This window comes from Pseudoalteromonas sp. A22, from assembly GCF_018141345.1.
GTDB lineage: Bacteria > Pseudomonadota > Gammaproteobacteria > Enterobacterales > Alteromonadaceae > Pseudoalteromonas > Pseudoalteromonas maricaloris.
On record NZ_CP047238.1, the window covers coordinates 842,339 to 861,860 of the forward strand.

Here is a 19,522-nt window from a genome sequence, read left to right on the forward strand (position 1 = left end):
AAGTGTAACAGAATATATTAATACCACTTGGGTATTGTAAAGTGGAAAAAGTTAAAGGTAAACGACTTCGTTTACTTATTCAGGTATGACCCTACTATAAGGGCGATTGGTTAGCTTTTAAACCGTTGCTATTAAAAAATACAGGATTATTTTATGAAACCTTTGAGTCAGTTCAACAAAGTCGACGTCAATGTTTCTTCAATAGAAACAATCTTCAATGGTTTTTTCACCATTCACAAGTACCAATTTACTCACGCCTTATTTAATGGCGGCGTATCAGAGCTGATAACTCGCGAGATATTAGAGCGTGGTCATGCGGTTGCAATATTGCCGTATGATCCTATTACAGACAGCGTGCTGCTGATTGAGCAAGTTCGCATAGGGGCGCTGGCTTCAAAAAATTCCCCTTGGCTTTTGGAGTGCATTGCAGGAATGGCAGAAGGGAGCGAAGATTACGAGTTTGTTGCAAGAAAAGAAGCAAAAGAAGAAGCTGGGCTTGAGCTGGATAAGCTCATTTATATGCGCTCTTATTTATCAAGCCCAGGTGGTACAACAGAGCGACTATATTTGTATTTAGCGCTTGCTGATTTATCTGAAGCGGGTGGGGTTTATGGACTGGCTGAAGAAGGTGAAGATATCAAAGTGCATGTGATGCCACTTGATGAAGCCCTTGCACGCCTTGATAATGAGGAAATCGATAACGCTGCCACTGTTATTAGTCTACAATGGTTGGCATTAAATAAAGCGCGGATATAGAAGCAGTTTAGGAGTCGTATTTTTGTCACAAGTGCTGAGCTCAAAGCAGTATATTCAATCTTTGCCCCGTTACATCACGCTGTGCGAACGTAATTATTTACGGGCGCTAAAATTGCTACCTGAAGAAGTGGTCGGTGAGAGTCGAGTGATTGACTTAGCCTCTGCGCGCTACTGTTTGAGCGTAGCTGGAGTCAGTAAATACACAACGGACATTCACATCGAGCAGATGGCGACAGTAAGCGCCCATCTGCCACACTTTTCGTTGTCTGTGCGCCTCTACCATGATGCTAAAGTGGCTGAAGTAATTCACCGTGATTATCATCGTCGAATAAAGCCATCTTATGGTTACCCAAATCCTGATATGCACCAAAAAGATGAAAAGTATCAAATAAATGCGTTTTTATCTGATTGGCTTATGGTGTGTTTAGAAAAAGGCCGCGTACATTTAAACTGGGATGTAAACAATGGCTTGGTTTGATCTTGAGCTGCAATTCGATAAAGCGCAAATTCGTATTGGCCATTTTACGGATTGTCATTTGTTTGCCACGCCTTGTGGGGAATACTTTGCGGTAAATACCGCCGCTAACCTTAAACGCACTCTAGCAGCGATGGCAAAAGAGCATTTTGATTGTGTGGTGTTTGGCGGTGATTTAACACAAGATCACAGTGCGGCTTCTTATCATGAGTTTGCCCGTTTAGTGAGAGAGAGTGAGTTGCAATGTACTGTGCTTTGGGTGCCGGGTAACCACGATGAGCTAGCTTTACTTGAAGAAATAAGTGCTGGGCAAATCGTCTGTCATAAGCGCATCTCAGGTCCATTTGGTCAGGTGCTACTGTTAAACTCAAAAGGTGAAACACCCGCCGGATGGTGCGCTAAGTCACATTTAGAGGCGCTCAAAAACAAGCTTAACGATAATATCAACGACAATACGATTGTTTTTGCTCACCACCATCCTCGGCCGATAGATGGCTATTTAGATAAACACATGCTCGAAAATGGTCCTGCACTGTTAAACTTGCTGGTGGACTCAGAGCAAGTCTTAGGGCTATTTCATGGTCATGTGCACAATGAATATCAACAACAATTTCGCACTTTACCTATCTATGCGACGCCTGCAACATCAATCCAATTTGAAAAGCACACAAAGGACTGGTGTCAGTCTGATTTGGGTCCCGCTTATCGTGTCATCGTATTTAGTAAAAGCGTTATAACAACAGAGGTAAAATGGCTCGGAAAGTAGTTTATATTCACGGCTTTAATAGCTCTGAGCTATCCTATAAAGCAACGGCATTTGGTGAATATATGATGGATAAACAAACGCCATACCTTGTCCCAAGACTACATTATGACCCGAGAGTCGCATTGGCACAGTTGGATAGCGTCATTGATTCTGATACTGTGTTATTAGGTAGCTCGTTAGGCGGCTATTACGCCACCTACTTTTCGCAACACCTTGGCTGTAAAGCAGTGGTGATAAACCCTGCAGTTAGGCCTTTTTCATTATTAAATGACTACCTTGGACCACAATACAATCCTTATCAGGATTGTCATTATGAGCTGCAGCATGAGCATATTGATGCGTTAAAATCCATGTATGTCGAGCAGCTTAGTAATCCAGAAAACTTGCTATTATTGCAACAAACGGGCGACGAGGTGCTGCCTTTTGAAGAGGCGGTGCGTTATTATAGCCATTGTCGTCAAATTATTGAGTTTGGTGGGGATCATAGCTTTGTTGAATTTCCACGCTATTTTGACATCATCACCAAATTTTTAACTATCAAAAATTAGAATTTATGCACAAAGCTCTGCTCAAAACTGTACGTTGTGCATATACTAGCGGATAAAAAGATAACTAGAACTAGCCTATGAGTCAGCAAAACTATAATGCCGAAGCTATTGAGGTACTCAATGGCTTAGAGCCAGTTAAGCGCCGTCCTGGCATGTATACCGATACCACCAGACCTAATCATTTAGGTCAAGAGGTTATCGATAACAGTGTCGATGAAGCCTTAGCCGGACATGCCACCAAGATTGACGTGATCTTGCACGAAGACAACTCCTTTGAAGTCATCGACGACGGTCGAGGAATGCCCGTGGATATTCACCCAGAAGAGGGCGTGCCTGGGGTTGAATTGATCTTGACCAAGCTTCATGCCGGGGGCAAGTTTTCCAATAAAAACTACCAGTTCTCCGGTGGTCTTCATGGGGTGGGTATATCGGTTGTTAATGCGTTGTCTACTCGGGTCGAAATTACCGTTAAACGCGATGCGCAAATCTATGAAATGGCATTTGAAAACGGCGATAAAGTCGAAGACTTAAGAGTGACCGGCAGCGTTGGTAAGCGTAATACCGGCACCTCAGTACACTTTTGGCCCGACGCGAGTTATTTTGACTCAGCTAACTTCTCAATTACTAAGTTAAACCACTTGCTCAAAGCCAAGGCTGTATTGTGTCCTGGGCTTAGAATTCGCTTTGTAAATAAACAGACGAAAGAAACGCAAGAATGGCACTATGAGGCAGGTCTTGAGGATTACCTAAAAGACAGCGCTGAAGGCTATGAAGTGCTGCCGAAATCTCCATTTACAGGCAGTTTCAGTGGCTCAACCGAAGGGGTTGATTGGGCGCTTCATTGGTTGCCTGAGGGCGGCGAATCTATCGCTGAAAGCTACGTAAACCTTATTCCAACGGCGCAAGGTGGGACTCATGTAAATGGGTTACGCCAAGGCTTACTTGAAGCGATGCGAGAGTTTTGTGAATTCAGAAACCTGATCCCGCGTGGCGTTAAACTGACGCCTGATGATGTTTGGGACCGTTGTAGTTATGTCTTGTCGGTTAAAATGCAAGATCCACAATTTGCCGGTCAAACCAAAGAAAAGCTGTCATCACGTTCGTGCGCTACCTTTGTGTCAGGCATTGTCAAAGACGCCTTTAGTTTATGGTTAAACGAACACACTGAAACGGCAGAGTTACTTGCTGAGCTGTGTATCAGCAATGCGCAAAAACGTTTGCGTGCTGCGAAAAAAGTGGTTCGTAAAAAAGTCACTTCGGGTCCTGCTTTACCGGGTAAATTAACCGATTGTTCTGGAAGTGAAACCGAACGCTCAGAAATATTTTTGGTGGAAGGGGACTCAGCAGGTGGCTCGGCAAAACAAGCACGAGACCGTGAGTTTCAAGCAATCATGCCACTGCGCGGTAAAATCCTAAATACTTGGGAAGTGGAATCTGGACAGATCTTAGCCTCGCAAGAAGTACATGATATTTCTGTTGCCTTAGGTATTGACCCAGACTCTGAAGATTTATCAGGTTTGCGCTATGGCAAAGTATGTATCCTCGCGGATGCGGATTCTGACGGGCTTCACATTGCAACTTTATTATGCGCACTCTTTGTGAAGCATTTCCCTGAGCTTGTTCGTAAGGGCCATGTTTTTGTTGCCATGCCGCCGCTATTTCGTATTGATGTTGGTAAAGAAGTTTACTACGCCCTTGATGAAGATGAGAAAAAGGGCATATTAGATCGTATTGAGGCCGAAAAGAAACGCGGTAAAGTCAACGTACAACGCTTTAAAGGATTGGGTGAAATGAACCCGTTGCAATTGCGTGAAACCACCATGGATCCAAATACTAGACGTTTAGTTCAGCTGACATTAGATGAACCTGAACAAACCCTCGAAATGATGGATATGCTGTTAGCTAAAAAACGCTCTGGCGACCGTAAAATTTGGCTTGAGCAGCACGGAGATAAGGCAGAGGTTTAACATGAAAATACATTGCAAATTGACCACGGTAGCGACAACACTGGCAGCAGTGTTATTAAGTTCACCAGCGCTGGCAAATGATATGCTTTCGCGCCTTTCAGTACCTAAAGGGTATGAGCTGAGCTATTTTGCGAAAGATGTTGAAAATGCAAGACAAATGGCGGTGGGCAAAGATGGCACTGTGTATGTTGGCTCTCGCAAAGCGGGTAAAGTTCACGCACTTATTGACAATAACCGTGATGGCGTAGCCGACAAGAAAATCTTGGTTGCAGAAGGGCTGAATATGCCCTCTGGTATTGCCCTAAAAGATGGTGACTTATACGTTGCTGAAGTAGAGCGTATTGTGCGTTTTAAGCAAATTGCAAAAAACCTTAAGGCACCGGTAAAAGAAGTGGTGTTCGATGATTTGCCTGACAAACGTCACCACGGCTGGAAGTACCTAACAGTATCGCCTGAAGGCGAACTGATCATTCCTGTTGGCGTGCCTTGTAATATTTGTGCCGAAGACCCTAAGTTTGGCCGTATATTTTCACTAAATCTTGAGACAAAAAAGCTTTCGACGATTGCCAAAGGTGTGCGTAACTCAGTGGGTTTCGATTATCACCCAGTAACCGGAAAGTTATGGTTTAGCGATAACGGTCGCGACATGATGGGAGATGATATTCCACCATGTGAAATCAACCGCGTTGACGAAATAGGTCAGCATTTTGGCTTCCCGTATGTTCATGGCGGCAGTGTGCTAGACCCTGAATTTGGTGAGGGTAAATCGGTGACTGACTACGCCATGCCAGCACTTGCACTACAAGCGCACGTTGCACCGCTGGGCATTCACTTTTATCGTGGCGAGCAATTTCCAAAGGCAATGAAGCATCAGCTTTTTGTTGCTGAACATGGTTCTTGGAACCGCAGCAAAAAAGTGGGCTATCGAGTAATGCGAGCAAACGTGCAAGATGGCCAAATTCGAGGCTATGAGCCTTTCCTTACCGGCTTTATGGAAAACGAAACAACCTATGGTCGACCAGCCGCAATTGCAGAGCTCGATGACGGTAGCCTGCTCGTTTCCGATGATTACGCCAATGCGATATATCGCATCAGCTACAACAACAAGTAAGGTGTAACATGACAGATCCTCAAGCCTTGTCCTTGCAAGGCATTGAACAACTTCCGATGGGGCGTTTTACTGAAGACGCCTACCTGAACTATTCCATGTATGTGATCATGGATAGGGCGTTGCCACATATTGGTGACGGCCTGAAGCCTGTACAACGTCGTATTGTATATGCGATGAGTGAGCTGGGCTTATCTGCTCAAGCAAAATACAAAAAATCTGCCCGTACCGTTGGTGACGTATTGGGTAAATATCACCCTCATGGCGATAGTGCTTGTTATGAGGCTATGGTACTCATGGCGCAGCCGTTCTCTTATCGCTACCCGCTGGTGGATGGCCAAGGTAACTGGGGTGCTGCGGATGATCCTAAATCATTTGCTGCGATGCGTTATACCGAGGCGCGTTTATCTAAGTTTTCAGAAGTACTGCTGAAAGAGCTTGGTCAAGGTACGGTTGATTGGACCGCTAACTTTGATGGCACCTTAGATGAGCCACAAGTGTTACCCGCGCGTTTACCACATATCTTGTTGAATGGGGTGACAGGTATTGCGGTGGGGATGGCAACCGATATTCCGCCGCATAACGTACGCGAAGTTGCTGAAGCTTGTTGTTTGTTATTGGATAAGCCTAAAACCGAACTAGAAGAAATTCTAGAATTGGTCAAAGCGCCAGACTATCCAACCGATGCGGAAATCATTACGCCGCAAGAAGAGATCAAAAAGCTTTACACCACAGGTCGTGGCTCAATCAAGATGCGTGCTGTATACACCGAAGAGCAAGGCGAAGTGGTGATCACCGCGTTGCCGCACCAATGTTCGGGTGCCAAGGTGTTAGAGCAGATAGCAGCGCAAATGACCGCGAAGAAACTCCCTATGGTAGCGGATTTACGTGACGAATCGGACCATGAAAATCCGACGCGTATCGTCATCGTACCGCGCTCAAATCGAGTTAAGGTCGAGCCATTAATGGCGCACCTATTTGCCACGACGGATCTTGAAAAGAATTACCGTGTTAACATCAATATGATTGGTTTAGACGGCCGTCCACAGGTTAAAGACTTGCGCCAGATTTTATCTGAGTGGTTAGTATTCCGTCGTGAGACGGTGCGTAGACGTTTGCAGTATCGTTTAGACAAAGTGCTTGCCCGTTTGCATATTCTTGAAGGTTTGATGATTGCATTTTTGAATATCGATGAAGTCATCGAAATCATTCGCAACGAAGACAAACCAAAAGAAGAGTTAATAGCGCGTTTTGGTCTTTCAGATAAGCAGGCTGAAGCAATTCTAGACCTGAAATTACGCCACCTTGCAAAGCTTGAAGAAATGAAGATCCGTGGTGAGCAGGATGAGCTTGAAAAAGAGCGTGATGGATTGGAAAAAACCTTAGGCTCTGAGCGTCGTATGTCGACGTTGATGAAAAAAGAAATCCAAGAAGCTGCTGAATTGTATGGCGATGATAGACGCTCACCAGTAGTTGAGCGTGGCGAAGCCAAAGCGCTTAGCGAAAAAGATTTGATCCCATCAGAGTCTGTAACTGTAGTGCTATCTGAAAAAGGCTGGGCGCGTTTTGCAAAGGGTCATGATATCGATGCAGAAGGGCTAAGCTACCGCTCAGGAGACAGTTATAAAGCCTCTGCGAAAGGCAAGAGTAATCAGCCTGCGGTGTTCTTAGATACCTCAGGGCGAGCCTTTGCAACCGATGCGCATAGTTTACCTTCAGCTCGGAGTCAGGGCGAACCGATGACGGGACGCTTTAACTTGGCGTCAGGATGTAACTTTGAACATGTGGTCATGGGCGAAGAAAAGTCGACTTATCTGATGGCGACCGATGGCGGTTACGGTTTTATCAGTGACTTTGCGGATATGGTGAGCAAAAACAAAAATGGTAAAGCGTTCGTCAGCGTGCCAAAAGGTGCCCATTTGATGGCACCAATTCAGGTATTCGATGTTGCCACCGATATGTGTATGGCGATTTCGAGCGAAGGCAGAATGCTGCTATTCCCATTACGTGATTTACCTAAACTTGGTAAAGGTAAGGGGAATAAGATTATCTCTATTCCTAGCGCGAAGGTGCAAAGCCGCGAAGAGTTTGTCAAAGTGTTAGCGGTAGTACCTGAAGGCGTTTCTGTTACCTTACATGCAGGTAAGCGCAAGCTAACCTTAAAGCCGAGTGATCTAGAACACTATTATGGTGAGCGAGGTCGCAGAGGTAATAAGTTACCGCGCGGATTACAGCGTGTAGATAGCTATGATCTAGAGCACAATGGTGTCGAGACACCAGAAGACAATGACGCTCGCGTAGATACCGAAGAATAACCGATACAGGCCGCCCACCGCGGCCTTATTTTTATCTGTTGAAAACCATCGCGAGGTAAACTCGCTGCCACCAAATAAATAACGCTATGCGGTATCTGTTCACCCATTGAACTTTGTGTCTGAGCCGGTTTATCCGGCGACCTTTGAGCTGTTTAGAACATCGCGAGATGAACTCGTTGCCACCAAATTAACCACTCTGTGTGGGTGTCTGTTCACCCATTGAACTTTGTGTCTGAGCCGGTTCACCCGGCGATCTTTGAGCCCTTTAGAACATCGCGAGGTGAACTCGCTCCCACCAGTTAAATAACGCTATGCGGTGTCTGTTCGCCCATTGAACTTTGCATAGGAACCGGTTTATCCGGCGACCTTTGAGCTGTTTAGAACATCGCGAGGTGAACTCGCTCCCACCAAATTAAATAACGCTATGCAGGTGTCTGTTCACCCATTGAACTTTGAGTAGGAGCCGGTTCACCCGGCGATCTTTTAGCAGTTTATAACATCGCGAAGTGAACTCGCTGCCACCAAATTAACCAGTGTAGGTGTCTGTTCACCCATTGAACTTTGTGTAGGAGCCGTTCACCCGGCGATCTTTGAGCCGTTTAGAACATCGCGTCCCAGATCAAGAAATGAAAATAAAAAGACACTATTATTGCAGCATTTTATTGCGCTTTACGTTAAAATATTCGGTTATACCAATCACACAAGTGCCTATGGCTTGCAAACAATTGTAATTGGTATCAATTGGCAGCACTTGCTGCTTGTCACCATCACACGGGCTTCCTAACGGGGTATTTATGTCAGATAAGTGCTATATCACAGCGCAACAATTGCTAGAAGATTCATTTCGCTTAGCCGCTAAAGTTTATGAAGACGGGTTTAGACCTGACTTTATTATCGGTATTTGGCGTGGTGGTGCGCCTATTGGTATCGCAGTTCAAGAATACTACGATTACAAAGGTATAGAGACTGATCATATCGCAGTACGTACTTCTTCTTACTATGGCATTGGTAAGCAATCTAAAGAAATCAAAGTTCACGGTTTGCATTACATTGTTGAAAATGCAAACGCTGACGATTCATTACTAATCGTTGATGACGTGTTTGATTCTGGCCGCAGTATTTTTGCGTTGAAAGAAAAGCTTGCAGAGCTAATGCGCTTGAACCTGCCTCGCGATATTCGTGTTGCTTGCCCATACTACAAGCCAGCAAACAAAAAAGTACCAATGACACCAGATTATTTTATTCATGAGTCTGACGAGTGGTTGGTATTCCCTCACGAGCTGTCTGGTTTAACACCGGAAGAATTAGTGGAAGGAAAGTCTGACTTAGCAAATATTAAACACCTATTTGCAAAATAAGCTGATCAGTACTCAAGGGCGAGAAAGTACTCGCCCTAGTTATTCTAACCGCGAAAAATTAAGCTTGCGCGAAGCTATCAACAAAATCCTCAAGCGCGTCAACATCAACTGGCTTTAAGCCTTCACTACTGCGTACTATCAAGCCCTTTTCTACCAATTCACTGACCACCCGACGATATGCACGCTCAGTGGTCGCAAATCTTTCGGCTTCAGCACTTACCGTTGAGTAAGCACGAAGTAAAGTTGGGTTCGAATTCTCTGCACGCAATAAGCAATCTTTAGCGATGTTGTAGCTAAGCGGCAACAGCAACTTGTCTAAGTTTATCTTTTGGTTTTCTGTAAACTTAGCGGCGATGGTTTGCGCGGTATACAGGCTCAACTCAGGTTGCTCTAGCAGTAATTTTCGCCAATATTTTAGTTCAATGAGGTGATAGGTTACATCGCTCAAGCAAGTCACGGTATAAATACAGGGCTGATGATTCAGCGCTTCGATTTCGCCAATTAGCGTGTTGTTACAGTCCAGTTGTCCGAGTAATAAGCGACGACCGTTACCGACATCATAACTAAAAGACACAGTACCACTGGTCACCAATATGAGTTTACTCAATGGTTCATCTTGGTGGATCAAGACTTCTTTTTTGCTGTGCTGAAAACTATTACCAGCAAATGCGAGTAACTGTTCGACCAAATTGGTTGAAAAATGATATTGAAACATCTAGATGGCTCTTCGGACATATGTCCTATTTATTAAACTATAATGACGTTAGCATGAATTTTTCAGTTTTACGCTAACTCACACCGTTTAAGTAGTATCGGTTTTATCTCAGCGCTGTGGCGAAGAATTTAATAAACGATATTACCATTAAACCCCCACTTCCCGTGTTAGAGCTAATTTATTGGTGCTAATTTCTAGGGGCTTGTGGGTTAGCCTTTTTATTCTGCTCGATACGTAAATTCGAGCATAAACTATATGCTAACGCAACTTAGGGGAGAGGACAAATGAGTTGGGAATATTTAGGCTATTTAGCCTCTGCTTTTTTGGTCGTTTCTTTGATGATGAGCGATGTTGCTAAGTTGCGTTGGTTCAATTTAATGGGTTGTATTTGTTTTACTGCCTATGGCGCACTTATCCAAGCTTGGCCGGTGGCATTAACTAATGGTCTACTGGCACTAGTTAACACCTACCACTTGGTTAAATTGCAAAAAGATCAACGCTGATATTTAAGCTCACCTGCAATCCACGTCTGCTCGACTTTAATATCATCAATTTTATCTTCGCTTACGGTAAAGTAATCTTGGTCGATTAAGATAAAGTCGGCCCATTTTCCTTGTTCTAAACTTCCCAGTTTATATTCTTGAAATGCAGCATAAGCAGCATCAACTGTGAATGCTTGTAGTGCTTGTTCTCTGGTTAGCTTTTCTGTTGGGCGCCAGCCATCTTTGGGTAAATCTTGATGGTCTTGTCTGGTGATAGCGGCATGCAGACCATGGAAAGGGTTTGCAAGCTCCACTGGAAAGTCAGAGCCCGCTGCGACTCTACTTCCTTGCTTTAAGAATGTTTGCCATGCGTAAGCGCCGCTAAGCTGTTTGTCGTCTAGGCGCTTTTCGGCCATATGCATATCAGATGTGGCATGAACAGGCTGCATTGATGGAATAATATCTAACGTCTTAAAGCGGGGGATATCATCCGGATGGACAATTTGTGCGTGCTCAATGCGATTTCTGAGCAGTCTTCCACCTGCTTTTTTAAAAACGTGTTGATATGAGTCTAGCACGATGCGATTCGCTCTATCGCCAATGGCGTGCGTGTGCGCACTGTAGCCGCTGCGTATGGCTTGGGTGATTAATGCTTCAAGCGTCGCTTGGTTTTCGAGCATTAACCCTTTGTGACCTTTGCGGTCATGATAGTCGCGAATAAGTGCCGCACCTCGACTGCCAAGTGCGCCATCAGCATAGATTTTTACACTACGAATAGAGAGTTGATCTCGTGTATCTTTGACCACTCCAGCGTCTAACATCTCTGCGAGTTTGGGGGAGCTTGCACTTAACATAGCGTAGACGCGTAGCGGCATCGTGTGTTCCTTGGCGCGTGCTTGGTAAACCTGCCATGTGGTGTAGTCAATCCCGGCATCATGGGCTGAGGTAATGCCTAAACTCAGCAAGTGTTCTCCGGCTTTATTCAGTGCCTTGTTTACCTGTGCATTTGACTGAGCTGGGACATGAGTGCGAATAAGGTCTTCTGCCTTGTCGATAAAAATCCCGCTCGGCATACCGCTATTCAATGTAATGATTTCACCGCCTTCAGGTGTCTTTGTTGATTTCGAAATGTTGGCAAGCGCCATCGCTTTTGAGTTTACCCAAATAGCGTGACCATCTACTCGAGTGAGCATGACAGGCTTATCTTTTACGTACTTGTCGAGATCGGCTGCGGTTGGGAATTGTCCGCCGGGCCATAAGGTTTGATCCCAGCCTCGACCTATTATCCATTCACTTTCATGGGCTTTGGCGTAGTGGCTAAGCCGTTTTCCTACTTCTGCAATGGTTTTGCTACCGCGCACGTCGAGTGTGAGTAAATTATTGCCAAGGCCAATGATGTGACCGTGTGCATCAATTAAACCGGGCAATAGGGTTTTTCCCTCACCGTCAAACTTGGTTGCACTCGGGTATTGAGTACTGAGATCCTTTGCACTTGTTTTTACGACTTTACCGTCTTTAATGACCAAAGAAGAAAAGCGCTCAATTTGCTGTGATTTAGTGGGCGTATAGCCATTTACATTGTGAATTAAGGTTACTTGAGCTGTTGATGACAGGCTAAAGCTAGCCAAAAGCGCGAGGAATGTTTTTTTCATTATATTGTCCTTCACTGAGAGTGTTTATTCAGAATAATCATCTAACTCAATAAAGCCAAGTCTTTGAGTTGAGAGTATACTTGGGTTTTAAAGGAGTGGAGTGTCAAAGTGAAGTTGTTTGTTGTATACCTAGGTGGCCGTATTCAAGGTTGCCATATTGAAATGCATGATGTGCGCTTTGTCGCGGCAAATACAATTGAAGAAGCTTATCCCAAATTAAAGCAGCAATGGGTTGGTGATAAAAACTCGGTGCATATGGATAGCTACACAATCATTGAACATGCCGATGGTTATGCCATTGAACTTACCGAAGAGCGTGTTGAGCAAGCTGAGCATTTGTATTTTGTGAACTTGGGAGGATATAAGCCAGATAGTTTAGCTGAGGCGCATGACTTTGGGCTGTTCGTTGCAACGAATGCCGATGAAGCAAAAGAGAAGGCAAAAGCGTTTTTGCTTAACGGTTTTAGCCATATTCATAAAGACGATTTACATGATGTAGATGACTGTTTTGCCATCGATTTATTTGATCAAAACTTAAATATCAAGCTCACCCACAGTGGCCAATCAACACCGCTTACCCCTTTGTGGTTTGGTTATCATCCTCTATAACCAATGTGAGGGATACTTTAGCCCTCACCCTCATTGTTTTCATCGTTATCTGCTTTTATGGCTATTTTGATAGCGACAATCACGACGGCAAACATTAAAAACGGCAGTGCAGCTAGAGAGTATTCGACAATGTGGCTGTCTTTGTAGCTAGGTTGCAAAATAAAATGGCCACCCACACACATTAAGATCACTACAAACAGCAAAGGTAGCATCATAATCTCTTTGTTCTTTTTGTGTTTTTTCATTCTGAACTCAGCTAATTATTCTTTCATTGAATGGTGAACACTCTCTCACACGCGGTGCAAAAAAGCCTTGATCGAAATCAGTGCGGCGGATTATACCAATTAACTCTGAGTTAGAAATAAAATTCATGAGTTTATACCAATTGTATTGATTAAATGAGCTATTTGAAGCGGAGAAATAGCTTTAGTAGCTCCGCTCTCGCGTCCTGCTACCGCCAAGGTACCTATATCCGTATAGGCAAGGCAAAAATTTTTCTATTTAGTTGTTCTAAATGAGAAATTTTTAACGACGCTAATATGGTATTTCACCCTTCAAATTGGTTGGAGAGTTAATGCAATTGGTATTATTACTTGGGAGGGGGGAAGGTCCGTGGTATAACGAAGCTCTATCGCTGTAAAAACCAACAAATACTATGACCAAAAACAATAAACAAACCATTGTTATCAAGCTCGGCACAAGTGTCTTAACTGCAGGCAGCCAGACCTTAAACAAGCCCAGACTTGTTGAGCTGGTAAGGCAGTGTGTAACGTTGCGTCAAGCTGGTCATCAGGTCATTGTTGTATCTAGCGGTGCTGTTGCTGCTGGGCGCGGTGTATTGCAGCAACAAATTGGTCATTCGCTCGCTGAAAAACAGATGTTAGCTGCGATTGGGCAAGGTCAATTAATCCATTTATGGCAGTCATTGTTTAGTATTTACGACGTTAATGTGGCACAAATGCTACTGACACGAGCCGATCTTGAGCACCGCGAACGTTATCTAACGGCACGGGATATGCTCACTAAGCTTTTAGAGCATCATGTCGTGCCGATCATCAACGAAAACGATGCGGTGGCAACGTCTGAAATCAAAGTTGGCGATAACGATAACCTCTCGGCTTACGTCGCAATTTTAGCAAATGCCGATAAATTGGTATTACTCACCGATCAGCATGGTCTTTTTACCGCAGATCCCAGAGCCAATCCAGATGCGCAGTTGATAGAGCAAGTAACACATATAAACGACGAACTTAGAGCTCTTGCTGGTGGTAGTGGCACACAACTTGGCACGGGTGGTATGGCGACTAAGTTGCAAGCCGCCGACATCGCACAACGAGCAGGCGTTGATGTCGTGATTGCAAAAGGTAGTGAATACGACATTTTACCGCAAGTACTTACGCAAACCGCACCAAGCACGACGTTTTTGAAGTTTGACGCTCCGGTTGGAGGGCGCAAGCGCTGGTTGCTGTCTGGCCCTAAATCAACTGGTAAAATAATTTGTGATAATGGCGCAATCAATGCGGTATGTAATCAAGGAGCAAGTTTACTAGCAAAAGGTATCGTGTCGATTGAAGGGCAATTTAAACGTGGTGAGCTGGTTCAAGTGTTTTGCCAACAAGGCACGCTACAGGCACAAGGTTTAACTAGCTTAAGTAATCAAGAACTTGGTTTGGTAATTGGCCGTCATAGTAGTGAATTTGCGCAGTGTCTTGGCTTTGAAAGTGCAGAGGAGATCATCCATCGCGATAATTTGGTGCTCTTAAATCAACATAGCCAACAAGAAGTATTAAATTAGCCTATAAATTACTGTAAATTCAGAAGGCTGTTCTACACTTATCAAGAGTCAATTTTATTGAGAGGCCTTGAATGTCGATTAGCTATTCACCCTGTGGTCACGAACTTACTTTAGAGCTCTTGGCGCAAAAGAGTGAACTGGTGCTAATGCAGGCCCTTGAGCGGGTTATCTCTGATGTTTGTGGGGAAAGCTATGCATTTTATTTCAGTAAAAGCTTATCGGAAAAAGAAGTCCCAAAGTCCATATTTGTGAGCCATCGCGACTTTTGTGTTGTGGTGGGACCGGTAAATGCCGTGGTAGATAAATTACAGCAGCGCCAAGATGACAAACACCTCATTCAATACCACGGCGATAGTGTTATCCCGTTTTATCATCAAGCTCAGCTCGTTGGTTTTTTATATATAGAAGGCCAAGTAAATCTCACCACTGCGACTTTAATGAAGCACTTACTCACTGTTTTTGCGCATCAAATGGCAACATTGCACTTTGCTCGTATCGATCCGCTTTCCGAGCTACTCAATCGCCAAACGTTTGATGAAAAAGTCATGGAAATAACCAATGGGGACGGGTTTACGGTATGTCGTGATGACAGTGAAGACCGCAAGTGGTATTTAGCGATGGTAGATATTGATCACTTTAAACAGGTAAATGACAATTTTGGCCATGTGATTGGCGATGAAGTGATCCTGCTGGTGGCACAAAAGATTAAAGCCAACTTTAGAGCGGAAGACTATGTATTTCGTTACGGCGGTGAAGAGTTTGCGGTGCTATTTCAAAGTCACAATGACGATTCTGCTGAAGTGGCACTTGAGCGCTTGAGAAGTACAATAGCCTCTAGCCGATTTCCGCAAGTAGAGCATGTTTCTGTCAGCTTAGGTTTTACCGAAGTGGTCGATACACTACAAGTTTCTGAGCAAGTTCATAAAGCCGATCTTGCGCTGTATCACTCAAAAGAAAATGGCAGAAACCAAGTCACAAACTACCTCACGTTAGGGTTAGCTGAATCACAATACGCATGTGCAGAAATAGAGTTGTTTTAAGCTCCGCTTATATATAGCGCTTAAAGATTATGCTAAACTCCCCAGCCTATTTTTTAGCGAATTTAGCAAAAGGTTTGGGAAACGTTATGCAATTTGTAAGATGGTTTTTAGGACGTCTGATTTTACTTTTTGATTTTATTTTTACCCCGCGCAGTAAAAAACGTGCCGCAGAACAACAGCAAAAGCTAGATGCTATGACAGCAAACTTAAAGTTATACCAATTTAAGGCATGTCCATTTTGCGTTAAAGTGCGCCGCGCTGCCAAGCGTGGAGGGCTTAAGCTTGAAACCCGTGATGCCAAAAATGATGAGCAATATCGCCAAGAGCTGCTAGAGCAGGGCGGTAAGGTGAAGGTGCCATGCTTGCGAATCGAAGAGCAAGGCGAAGTCACTTGGTTATACGAATCCAATGACATTGTTGCTTATCTAGAAAAGCTGGAAAAAGCAGCTTAATTCACGCGCCTTACTATGCGCTAATCAGGCGCTATGCTAGCATAGCGCCATTAATCGACTAATCCATTTTTAAGAGAATTTTGATGACTATCCGTACTCGTGTCGCACCCTCTCCAACCGGTGATCCGCATTTAGGAACGGCTTATATTGCCTTATTCAACTATTGCTTTGCCAAGCAGCAAGGTGGTGAGTTTGTATTACGAATTGAAGATACCGATCAGGTACGTAGTACTGTTGAATCTGAGCAAGCTATCATGGACAGCCTGCGCTGGTTAGGGCTTGACTGGGATCATGGTCCGGATGTGGGTGGCGAGTTTGGTCCATACCGTCAATCAGAGCGTTCTGACTTATATAAAAAATTTGCACAGCAGCTTGTAGATGATGGTAAAGCGTTTTACTGCTTTGCGACGGCTGAAGAGCTAGACCAAATGCGTGAAGAGCAGATGGCAGAAGGCTTACGTCCTAAATACGACGGCCGTGGTTTACGTCTATCTGAAGAACAAGTGAAGGCAAACCTTGAAGCTGGCAAGCCTTACGTTATTCGTATGAAAATCCCAGAAGAAGGCACGTTTAAGTTTAACGATTACCTTCGTGGTGAAATTGAGATCCCATGGGAAAACGTAGACATGCAAGTGTTGTTGAAAGCCGACGGCTTCCCAACTTACTTTCTTGCAAACGTAGTAGATGATCATCACATGGAAATTAGCCATATCTTCCGTGGTGAAGAGTGGATCAACTCTGCGCCTAAACTACTAAAACTGTACGAAGACTTCGGCTGGGAAGCACCTGTGCTTGGTCACTTACCGCTACTTCGTAACCCTGATAAGTCTAAGCTGTCAAAGCGTAAAAACCCAACTTCCATTAACTACTACAAAGAAATGGGTTTCTTACCAGAAGCACTACTTAACTATTTAGGTCGTATGGGTTGGTCAATGCCGGATGAGCGTGAAAAGTTCACTTTGGCTGAGATGATTGAACACTTTGATATGAAGCGCGTATCGCTTGGTGGACCTATCTTTGATATTGACAAGCTTAACTGGTTAAATGGTCTGTGGATCCGCGAAAACCTAACCGATGCAGAACTTATCCAGCGCTTTGTCGACTGGAAGTTTAACGGTGATATGTTGGCTCGCGTACTTCCTGAAGCCAAGGCGCGTATCAACACGCTATCTGATTTGGTGGGGCTAGCCGGTCACTTTGTGGCGGGCTTACCTGAATACGATCCAGCGTTATTAACGGCTGGTAAAGCGGACGACGAAGTGGTTCGTCAGGCACTGCAATTCTTTATTTGGGAATTAGAAAAGCTGCGTACGTGGAACAAATCTGAGATCTTCTCTATTGCAAAGGCTGTGGCGACACACCATGAGTTAAAGATCAAAGAGTTCTTAGAGCCTATCTTCGTTGCTATTACAGGCAAAACCTCATCGACTTCAGTAGTAGATGCGATGGAAGTGTTAGGTTCAGACCTTTCTCGTGCGCGTTTAAGAGTGGCATTAGAGCATATTGGTGTATCTAAAAAGCAAGCTAAAAAGCTTGAAAAAGCATACCGTGAGTACCCGTCTATTGCATAATTGCGAGACCGTATTGCAAAAGCCGCTAATGTAGCGGCTTTTTTATTGTCTGAAATGTATCGTGTTTACCGCTTTCCTTGTGCCATCAACACATCAAGAGACTGCTTTAATAGTTGAATTTGCTCCATACTTAAGCCCGCTTTTGCCATCATTTGTGCTGGGATACAAGCGCATGATTGCTCGAGGGTTTTACCTGCTTGAGTTAAGTGAATGAAGGTTTGTCGTTCATCATCAGGATTTTTGCTACGGGTAACGAGGCCACGCTCTGCTAAGCGCTTAAGGAGCGGTGTTAGGGTGTTGCTATTGAGTTCAGCTCGCTCGCCTATTTCTTTCACCAGCTGTCCGTCTTGCTCCCATAAAATCAATAACACTATGTATTGCGGATACGTGAGCCCAACCTCTTTGAGTAACGGCTGATAAAGTCGCGTAACCTGTCTTGATGCACTATATAGCCGAAAACAGATCTGGTTATCGAGATTGAGCTGCGGGTTAGATTGACTCATTTAGTAACTTTTCAATATCTTTGGCTATTTGTTCAGGCTTGGTGATTGGGGCATAGCGCTTAACGGGTTCACCCTGTTGGTTAAATAAAAACTTAGTAAAGTTCCATTTGATTTTATTACCAAATAGCCCCGGAAGCGCGGACTTTAGATATTGATACAGTGGGTGTGCTTTGTCACCATTAACCTCAATCTTTTCCATCATCTGAAAATCAACACCATAATTGATTAAGCAGCCTTCTTGAATTTGTTTTGCATCGCCGGGTTCTTGCTTACCAAACTGGTTACAGGGAAAGCCGATGATCACAAGTCCCTGATCCGCGTATTTTTGGTGTAGCTCTTGGAGTCCTTCATATTGTGGTGTTAATCCACACTCACTGGCCGTGTTAACAATAAGCACAGCTTTGCCTTGTAAGTCGGTAAAGTGATATGCCTGACCTTGTAATGTGTTTGCTTCAAACTGATAGAGTGTCGTCATTTTTAGTCTTTCATGATTTAATCGTGTGCGATTTAATTTAGACTAAGTATGACCCTTGTGCAACCGCAGTTGAAATTATTTTGCAGGTGTATGTTGATATTTGACGCTTAGCATCGCAAGCCGCCTGGTGATCAATGCGTGATCTTGCTTGGGGAGATATTTTAAGTGTGTGGTTAAATAGGTACTAGTGGAATACAGTGCACGGATCATCTGGTTGGCCTTTTCGATAAATGCTTGCGTTTCTTGGGTATGGCTACAAGCAATATGGCCTTCGAGATGAGGGAGGTTATTCGCTATTGGTAAGGAACCCACTAGGTGTGCCTTGTCCTTTGGAAAGCTCTGCTGAAAAATAGCGGGGTAGGCTAATATAAAGTCGACTTTACCTGCACTAAACTGCTCCATAATGGTTTGTGCTGAGGTTTTATACGGTCTAATGGCAACATTTTTGGGTTCAAGTAGCGCTAATGCGGAGTCAATGGTATTGCCATAAGATTTGCCAACCTCTTTGATGATGGTGGCTTGTGGATAGTAAGCCATTAAACTAGTAAGAGACTTCAGTTTACCGGTGGCATTCACAAGGCTGGCATCCATCGGGGTGTGTTGTTTGAAGTAGTATAATCTATGGCTTGGATATAGGTGGATGGGGATGGTAAACAAAAAGGCTTGCTGGCGGCTTGGGGTTTTTAGGCGAGACACCGCGCACACGGGCTCTTCACTTGCTAGTAATTGATTAAGTTTGGTTGGGGTGACAATGTTAAAATCAAAGTAATCTCGGCCAAACTGGTTTAACAGCAAGTTGTTGGTATCTGACTCTAAACTATGGGCTTGTTTGCTAAAAAGTCTTTGCTCATCGGCAGGTTCATTCGAGATCAGCAATATTTTTGCGTTGCAGCACGCACCAAACAACAGCAGCATTAACAGTAAGTATTTCATTA

General features: G+C 44.2%; 20 protein-coding genes. 14 read left to right on the forward strand and 6 right to left on the reverse strand.

The genetic code is table 11. The features are described 5' to 3' along the window. Positions 1-153: 153 nt before the first annotated feature. The 8 genes from GSF04_RS08600 (at position 154) to GSF04_RS08635 (ending at position 9,293) form a co-directional block, all read left to right on the forward strand. Positions 154-756, forward strand: coding sequence for an NUDIX domain-containing protein (locus tag GSF04_RS08600; RefSeq protein WP_211859282.1), 603 nt, complete (start codon positions 154-156; stop codon positions 754-756). 22 nt (positions 757-778) lie between these two features. Further along, complete coding sequence (locus tag GSF04_RS08605; protein WP_211859283.1) at positions 779-1,234, forward strand: DUF1249 domain-containing protein; 456 nt, start codon at positions 779-781, stop codon at positions 1,232-1,234. After that, the gene (locus GSF04_RS08610; RefSeq protein WP_211859284.1) at positions 1,221-1,997 is read left to right on the forward strand and encodes a metallophosphoesterase; all 777 of its coding nucleotides are present in this window, start codon (positions 1,221-1,223) and stop codon (positions 1,995-1,997) included. Before GSF04_RS08605 ends, GSF04_RS08610 begins: the two co-directional genes overlap by 14 nt. After that, positions 1,982-2,545 (forward strand): YqiA/YcfP family alpha/beta fold hydrolase, encoded by a 564-nt coding sequence (locus GSF04_RS08615; RefSeq protein WP_211859285.1) that lies wholly within the window; start codon positions 1,982-1,984, stop codon positions 2,543-2,545. The genes GSF04_RS08610 and GSF04_RS08615 overlap by 16 nt, the downstream gene beginning before the upstream one ends. A 77-nt stretch (positions 2,546-2,622) precedes the next feature. Continuing rightward, positions 2,623-4,512, forward strand: coding sequence for a DNA topoisomerase IV subunit B (gene parE, locus GSF04_RS08620; protein WP_017216993.1), 1,890 nt, complete (start codon positions 2,623-2,625; stop codon positions 4,510-4,512). Position 4,513: 1 nt separating this feature from the next. Next, positions 4,514-5,623: a PQQ-dependent sugar dehydrogenase gene (locus GSF04_RS08625; protein ID WP_211859286.1), complete on the forward strand. Its 1,110-nt coding sequence runs from the start codon at positions 4,514-4,516 to the stop codon at positions 5,621-5,623. An 8-nt stretch (positions 5,624-5,631) separates the two neighbouring features. After that, complete coding sequence (parC, locus tag GSF04_RS08630; protein WP_211859287.1) at positions 5,632-7,935, forward strand: DNA topoisomerase IV subunit A; 2,304 nt, start codon at positions 5,632-5,634, stop codon at positions 7,933-7,935. A 794-nt stretch (positions 7,936-8,729) separates the two neighbouring features. After that, positions 8,730-9,293, forward strand: a complete 564-nt coding sequence (locus GSF04_RS08635; RefSeq protein ID WP_010607696.1) for a phosphoribosyltransferase family protein — start codon at positions 8,730-8,732, stop codon at positions 9,291-9,293. A 58-nt stretch (positions 9,294-9,351) separates the two neighbouring features. On the opposite strand, the gene GSF04_RS08640 is transcribed toward GSF04_RS08635, so the two are convergent. Beyond that, complete coding sequence (locus tag GSF04_RS08640) at positions 9,352-10,008, reverse strand: Crp/Fnr family transcriptional regulator (protein WP_010607695.1); 657 nt, start codon at positions 10,006-10,008, stop codon at positions 9,352-9,354. 284 nt (positions 10,009-10,292) lie between these two features. Between GSF04_RS08640 and GSF04_RS08645 the strand changes: the two genes are divergently transcribed. Further along, positions 10,293-10,511 carry a YgjV family protein gene (locus GSF04_RS08645; RefSeq protein WP_010379202.1) on the forward strand — a complete coding sequence of 73 codons (219 nt, stop codon included), beginning with the start codon at positions 10,293-10,295 and terminating at the stop codon, positions 10,509-10,511. Here the strand turns inward: GSF04_RS08645 and GSF04_RS08650 are convergent. Next, entirely contained in the window at positions 10,502-12,142 is a 1,641-nt protein-coding gene (locus GSF04_RS08650; protein WP_211859288.1) for an amidohydrolase, read from the reverse strand. The genes GSF04_RS08645 and GSF04_RS08650 overlap by 10 nt on opposite strands. Positions 12,143-12,250: 108 nt before the next feature. On the opposite strand from GSF04_RS08650, the gene GSF04_RS08655 reads away from it, so the two are divergent. After that, on the forward strand, positions 12,251-12,751 hold the full coding sequence (locus GSF04_RS08655) for a DUF1543 domain-containing protein (protein ID WP_010607693.1): 501 nt from the start codon (positions 12,251-12,253) through the stop codon (positions 12,749-12,751). A 17-nt stretch (positions 12,752-12,768) separates the two neighbouring features. On the opposite strand, the gene GSF04_RS08660 is transcribed toward GSF04_RS08655, so the two are convergent. Beyond that, entirely contained in the window at positions 12,769-12,996 is a 228-nt protein-coding gene (locus GSF04_RS08660; RefSeq protein ID WP_010379194.1) for a hypothetical protein, read from the reverse strand. A gap of 410 nt (positions 12,997-13,406) precedes the next feature. On the opposite strand from GSF04_RS08660, the gene proB reads away from it, so the two are divergent. From proB to gltX, 4 genes are all read left to right on the forward strand, one after another. Then, complete coding sequence (gene proB / locus GSF04_RS08665; RefSeq protein ID WP_211859289.1) at positions 13,407-14,546, forward strand: glutamate 5-kinase; 1,140 nt, start codon at positions 13,407-13,409, stop codon at positions 14,544-14,546. A gap of 71 nt (positions 14,547-14,617) precedes the next feature. Then, a complete protein-coding gene (locus GSF04_RS08670; RefSeq protein ID WP_211859290.1) occupies positions 14,618-15,586 on the forward strand; it encodes a GGDEF domain-containing protein in 969 nt (322 codons plus the stop codon). A gap of 86 nt (positions 15,587-15,672) precedes the next feature. Continuing rightward, positions 15,673-16,038, forward strand: a complete 366-nt coding sequence (locus GSF04_RS08675; protein WP_211859291.1) for a glutathione S-transferase N-terminal domain-containing protein — start codon at positions 15,673-15,675, stop codon at positions 16,036-16,038. A gap of 83 nt (positions 16,039-16,121) precedes the next feature. Next, a complete protein-coding gene (gene gltX, locus GSF04_RS08680) occupies positions 16,122-17,609 on the forward strand; it encodes a glutamate--tRNA ligase (RefSeq protein WP_211859292.1) in 1,488 nt (495 codons plus the stop codon). Between the two features lie 65 nt (positions 17,610-17,674). Here the strand turns inward: gltX and GSF04_RS08685 are convergent, their stop codons facing one another. The 3 genes from GSF04_RS08685 to GSF04_RS08695 form a co-directional block, all read right to left on the reverse strand. Continuing rightward, positions 17,675-18,112, reverse strand: a complete 438-nt coding sequence (locus GSF04_RS08685; protein WP_010607687.1) for a MarR family transcriptional regulator — start codon at positions 18,110-18,112, stop codon at positions 17,675-17,677. Then, positions 18,099-18,587 (reverse strand): glutathione peroxidase, encoded by a 489-nt coding sequence (locus GSF04_RS08690; protein WP_010379179.1) that lies wholly within the window; start codon positions 18,585-18,587, stop codon positions 18,099-18,101. The genes GSF04_RS08685 and GSF04_RS08690 overlap by 14 nt, the downstream gene beginning before the upstream one ends. A 75-nt stretch (positions 18,588-18,662) precedes the next feature. Continuing rightward, entirely contained in the window at positions 18,663-19,520 is an 858-nt protein-coding gene (locus GSF04_RS08695) for a transporter substrate-binding domain-containing protein (protein ID WP_211859293.1), read from the reverse strand. Positions 19,521-19,522: the final 2 nt, after the last annotated feature.

Coding starts and splice junctions, on each gene's coding strand:
- GSF04_RS08645 (WP_010379202.1), top strand. CDS start 10,293: ATGAGTTGGGAATATTTAGGCTATTTAGCCTCTGCTTTTTTGGTCGTT.
- GSF04_RS08690 (WP_010379179.1), bottom strand. CDS start 18,587: ATGACGACACTCTATCAGTTTGAAGCAAACACATTACAAGGTCAGGCA.
- GSF04_RS08685 (WP_010607687.1), bottom strand. CDS start 18,112: ATGAGTCAATCTAACCCGCAGCTCAATCTCGATAACCAGATCTGTTTT.
- GSF04_RS08695 (WP_211859293.1), bottom strand. CDS start 19,520: ATGAAATACTTACTGTTAATGCTGCTGTTGTTTGGTGCGTGCTGCAAC.
- GSF04_RS08650 (WP_211859288.1), bottom strand. CDS start 12,142: ATGAAAAAAACATTCCTCGCGCTTTTGGCTAGCTTTAGCCTGTCATCA.
- GSF04_RS08615 (WP_211859285.1), top strand. CDS start 1,982: ATGGCTCGGAAAGTAGTTTATATTCACGGCTTTAATAGCTCTGAGCTA.
- GSF04_RS08660 (WP_010379194.1), bottom strand. CDS start 12,996: ATGAAAAAACACAAAAAGAACAAAGAGATTATGATGCTACCTTTGCTG.
- gltX (WP_211859292.1), top strand. CDS start 16,122: ATGACTATCCGTACTCGTGTCGCACCCTCTCCAACCGGTGATCCGCAT.
- GSF04_RS08610 (WP_211859284.1), top strand. CDS start 1,221: ATGGCTTGGTTTGATCTTGAGCTGCAATTCGATAAAGCGCAAATTCGT.
- GSF04_RS08635 (WP_010607696.1), top strand. CDS start 8,730: ATGTCAGATAAGTGCTATATCACAGCGCAACAATTGCTAGAAGATTCA.
- GSF04_RS08675 (WP_211859291.1), top strand. CDS start 15,673: ATGCAATTTGTAAGATGGTTTTTAGGACGTCTGATTTTACTTTTTGAT.
- parC (WP_211859287.1), top strand. CDS start 5,632: ATGACAGATCCTCAAGCCTTGTCCTTGCAAGGCATTGAACAACTTCCG.
- GSF04_RS08625 (WP_211859286.1), top strand. CDS start 4,514: ATGAAAATACATTGCAAATTGACCACGGTAGCGACAACACTGGCAGCA.
- GSF04_RS08600 (WP_211859282.1), top strand. CDS start 154: ATGAAACCTTTGAGTCAGTTCAACAAAGTCGACGTCAATGTTTCTTCA.
- proB (WP_211859289.1), top strand. CDS start 13,407: ATGACCAAAAACAATAAACAAACCATTGTTATCAAGCTCGGCACAAGT.
- parE (WP_017216993.1), top strand. CDS start 2,623: ATGAGTCAGCAAAACTATAATGCCGAAGCTATTGAGGTACTCAATGGC.
- GSF04_RS08670 (WP_211859290.1), top strand. CDS start 14,618: ATGTCGATTAGCTATTCACCCTGTGGTCACGAACTTACTTTAGAGCTC.
- GSF04_RS08640 (WP_010607695.1), bottom strand. CDS start 10,008: ATGTTTCAATATCATTTTTCAACCAATTTGGTCGAACAGTTACTCGCA.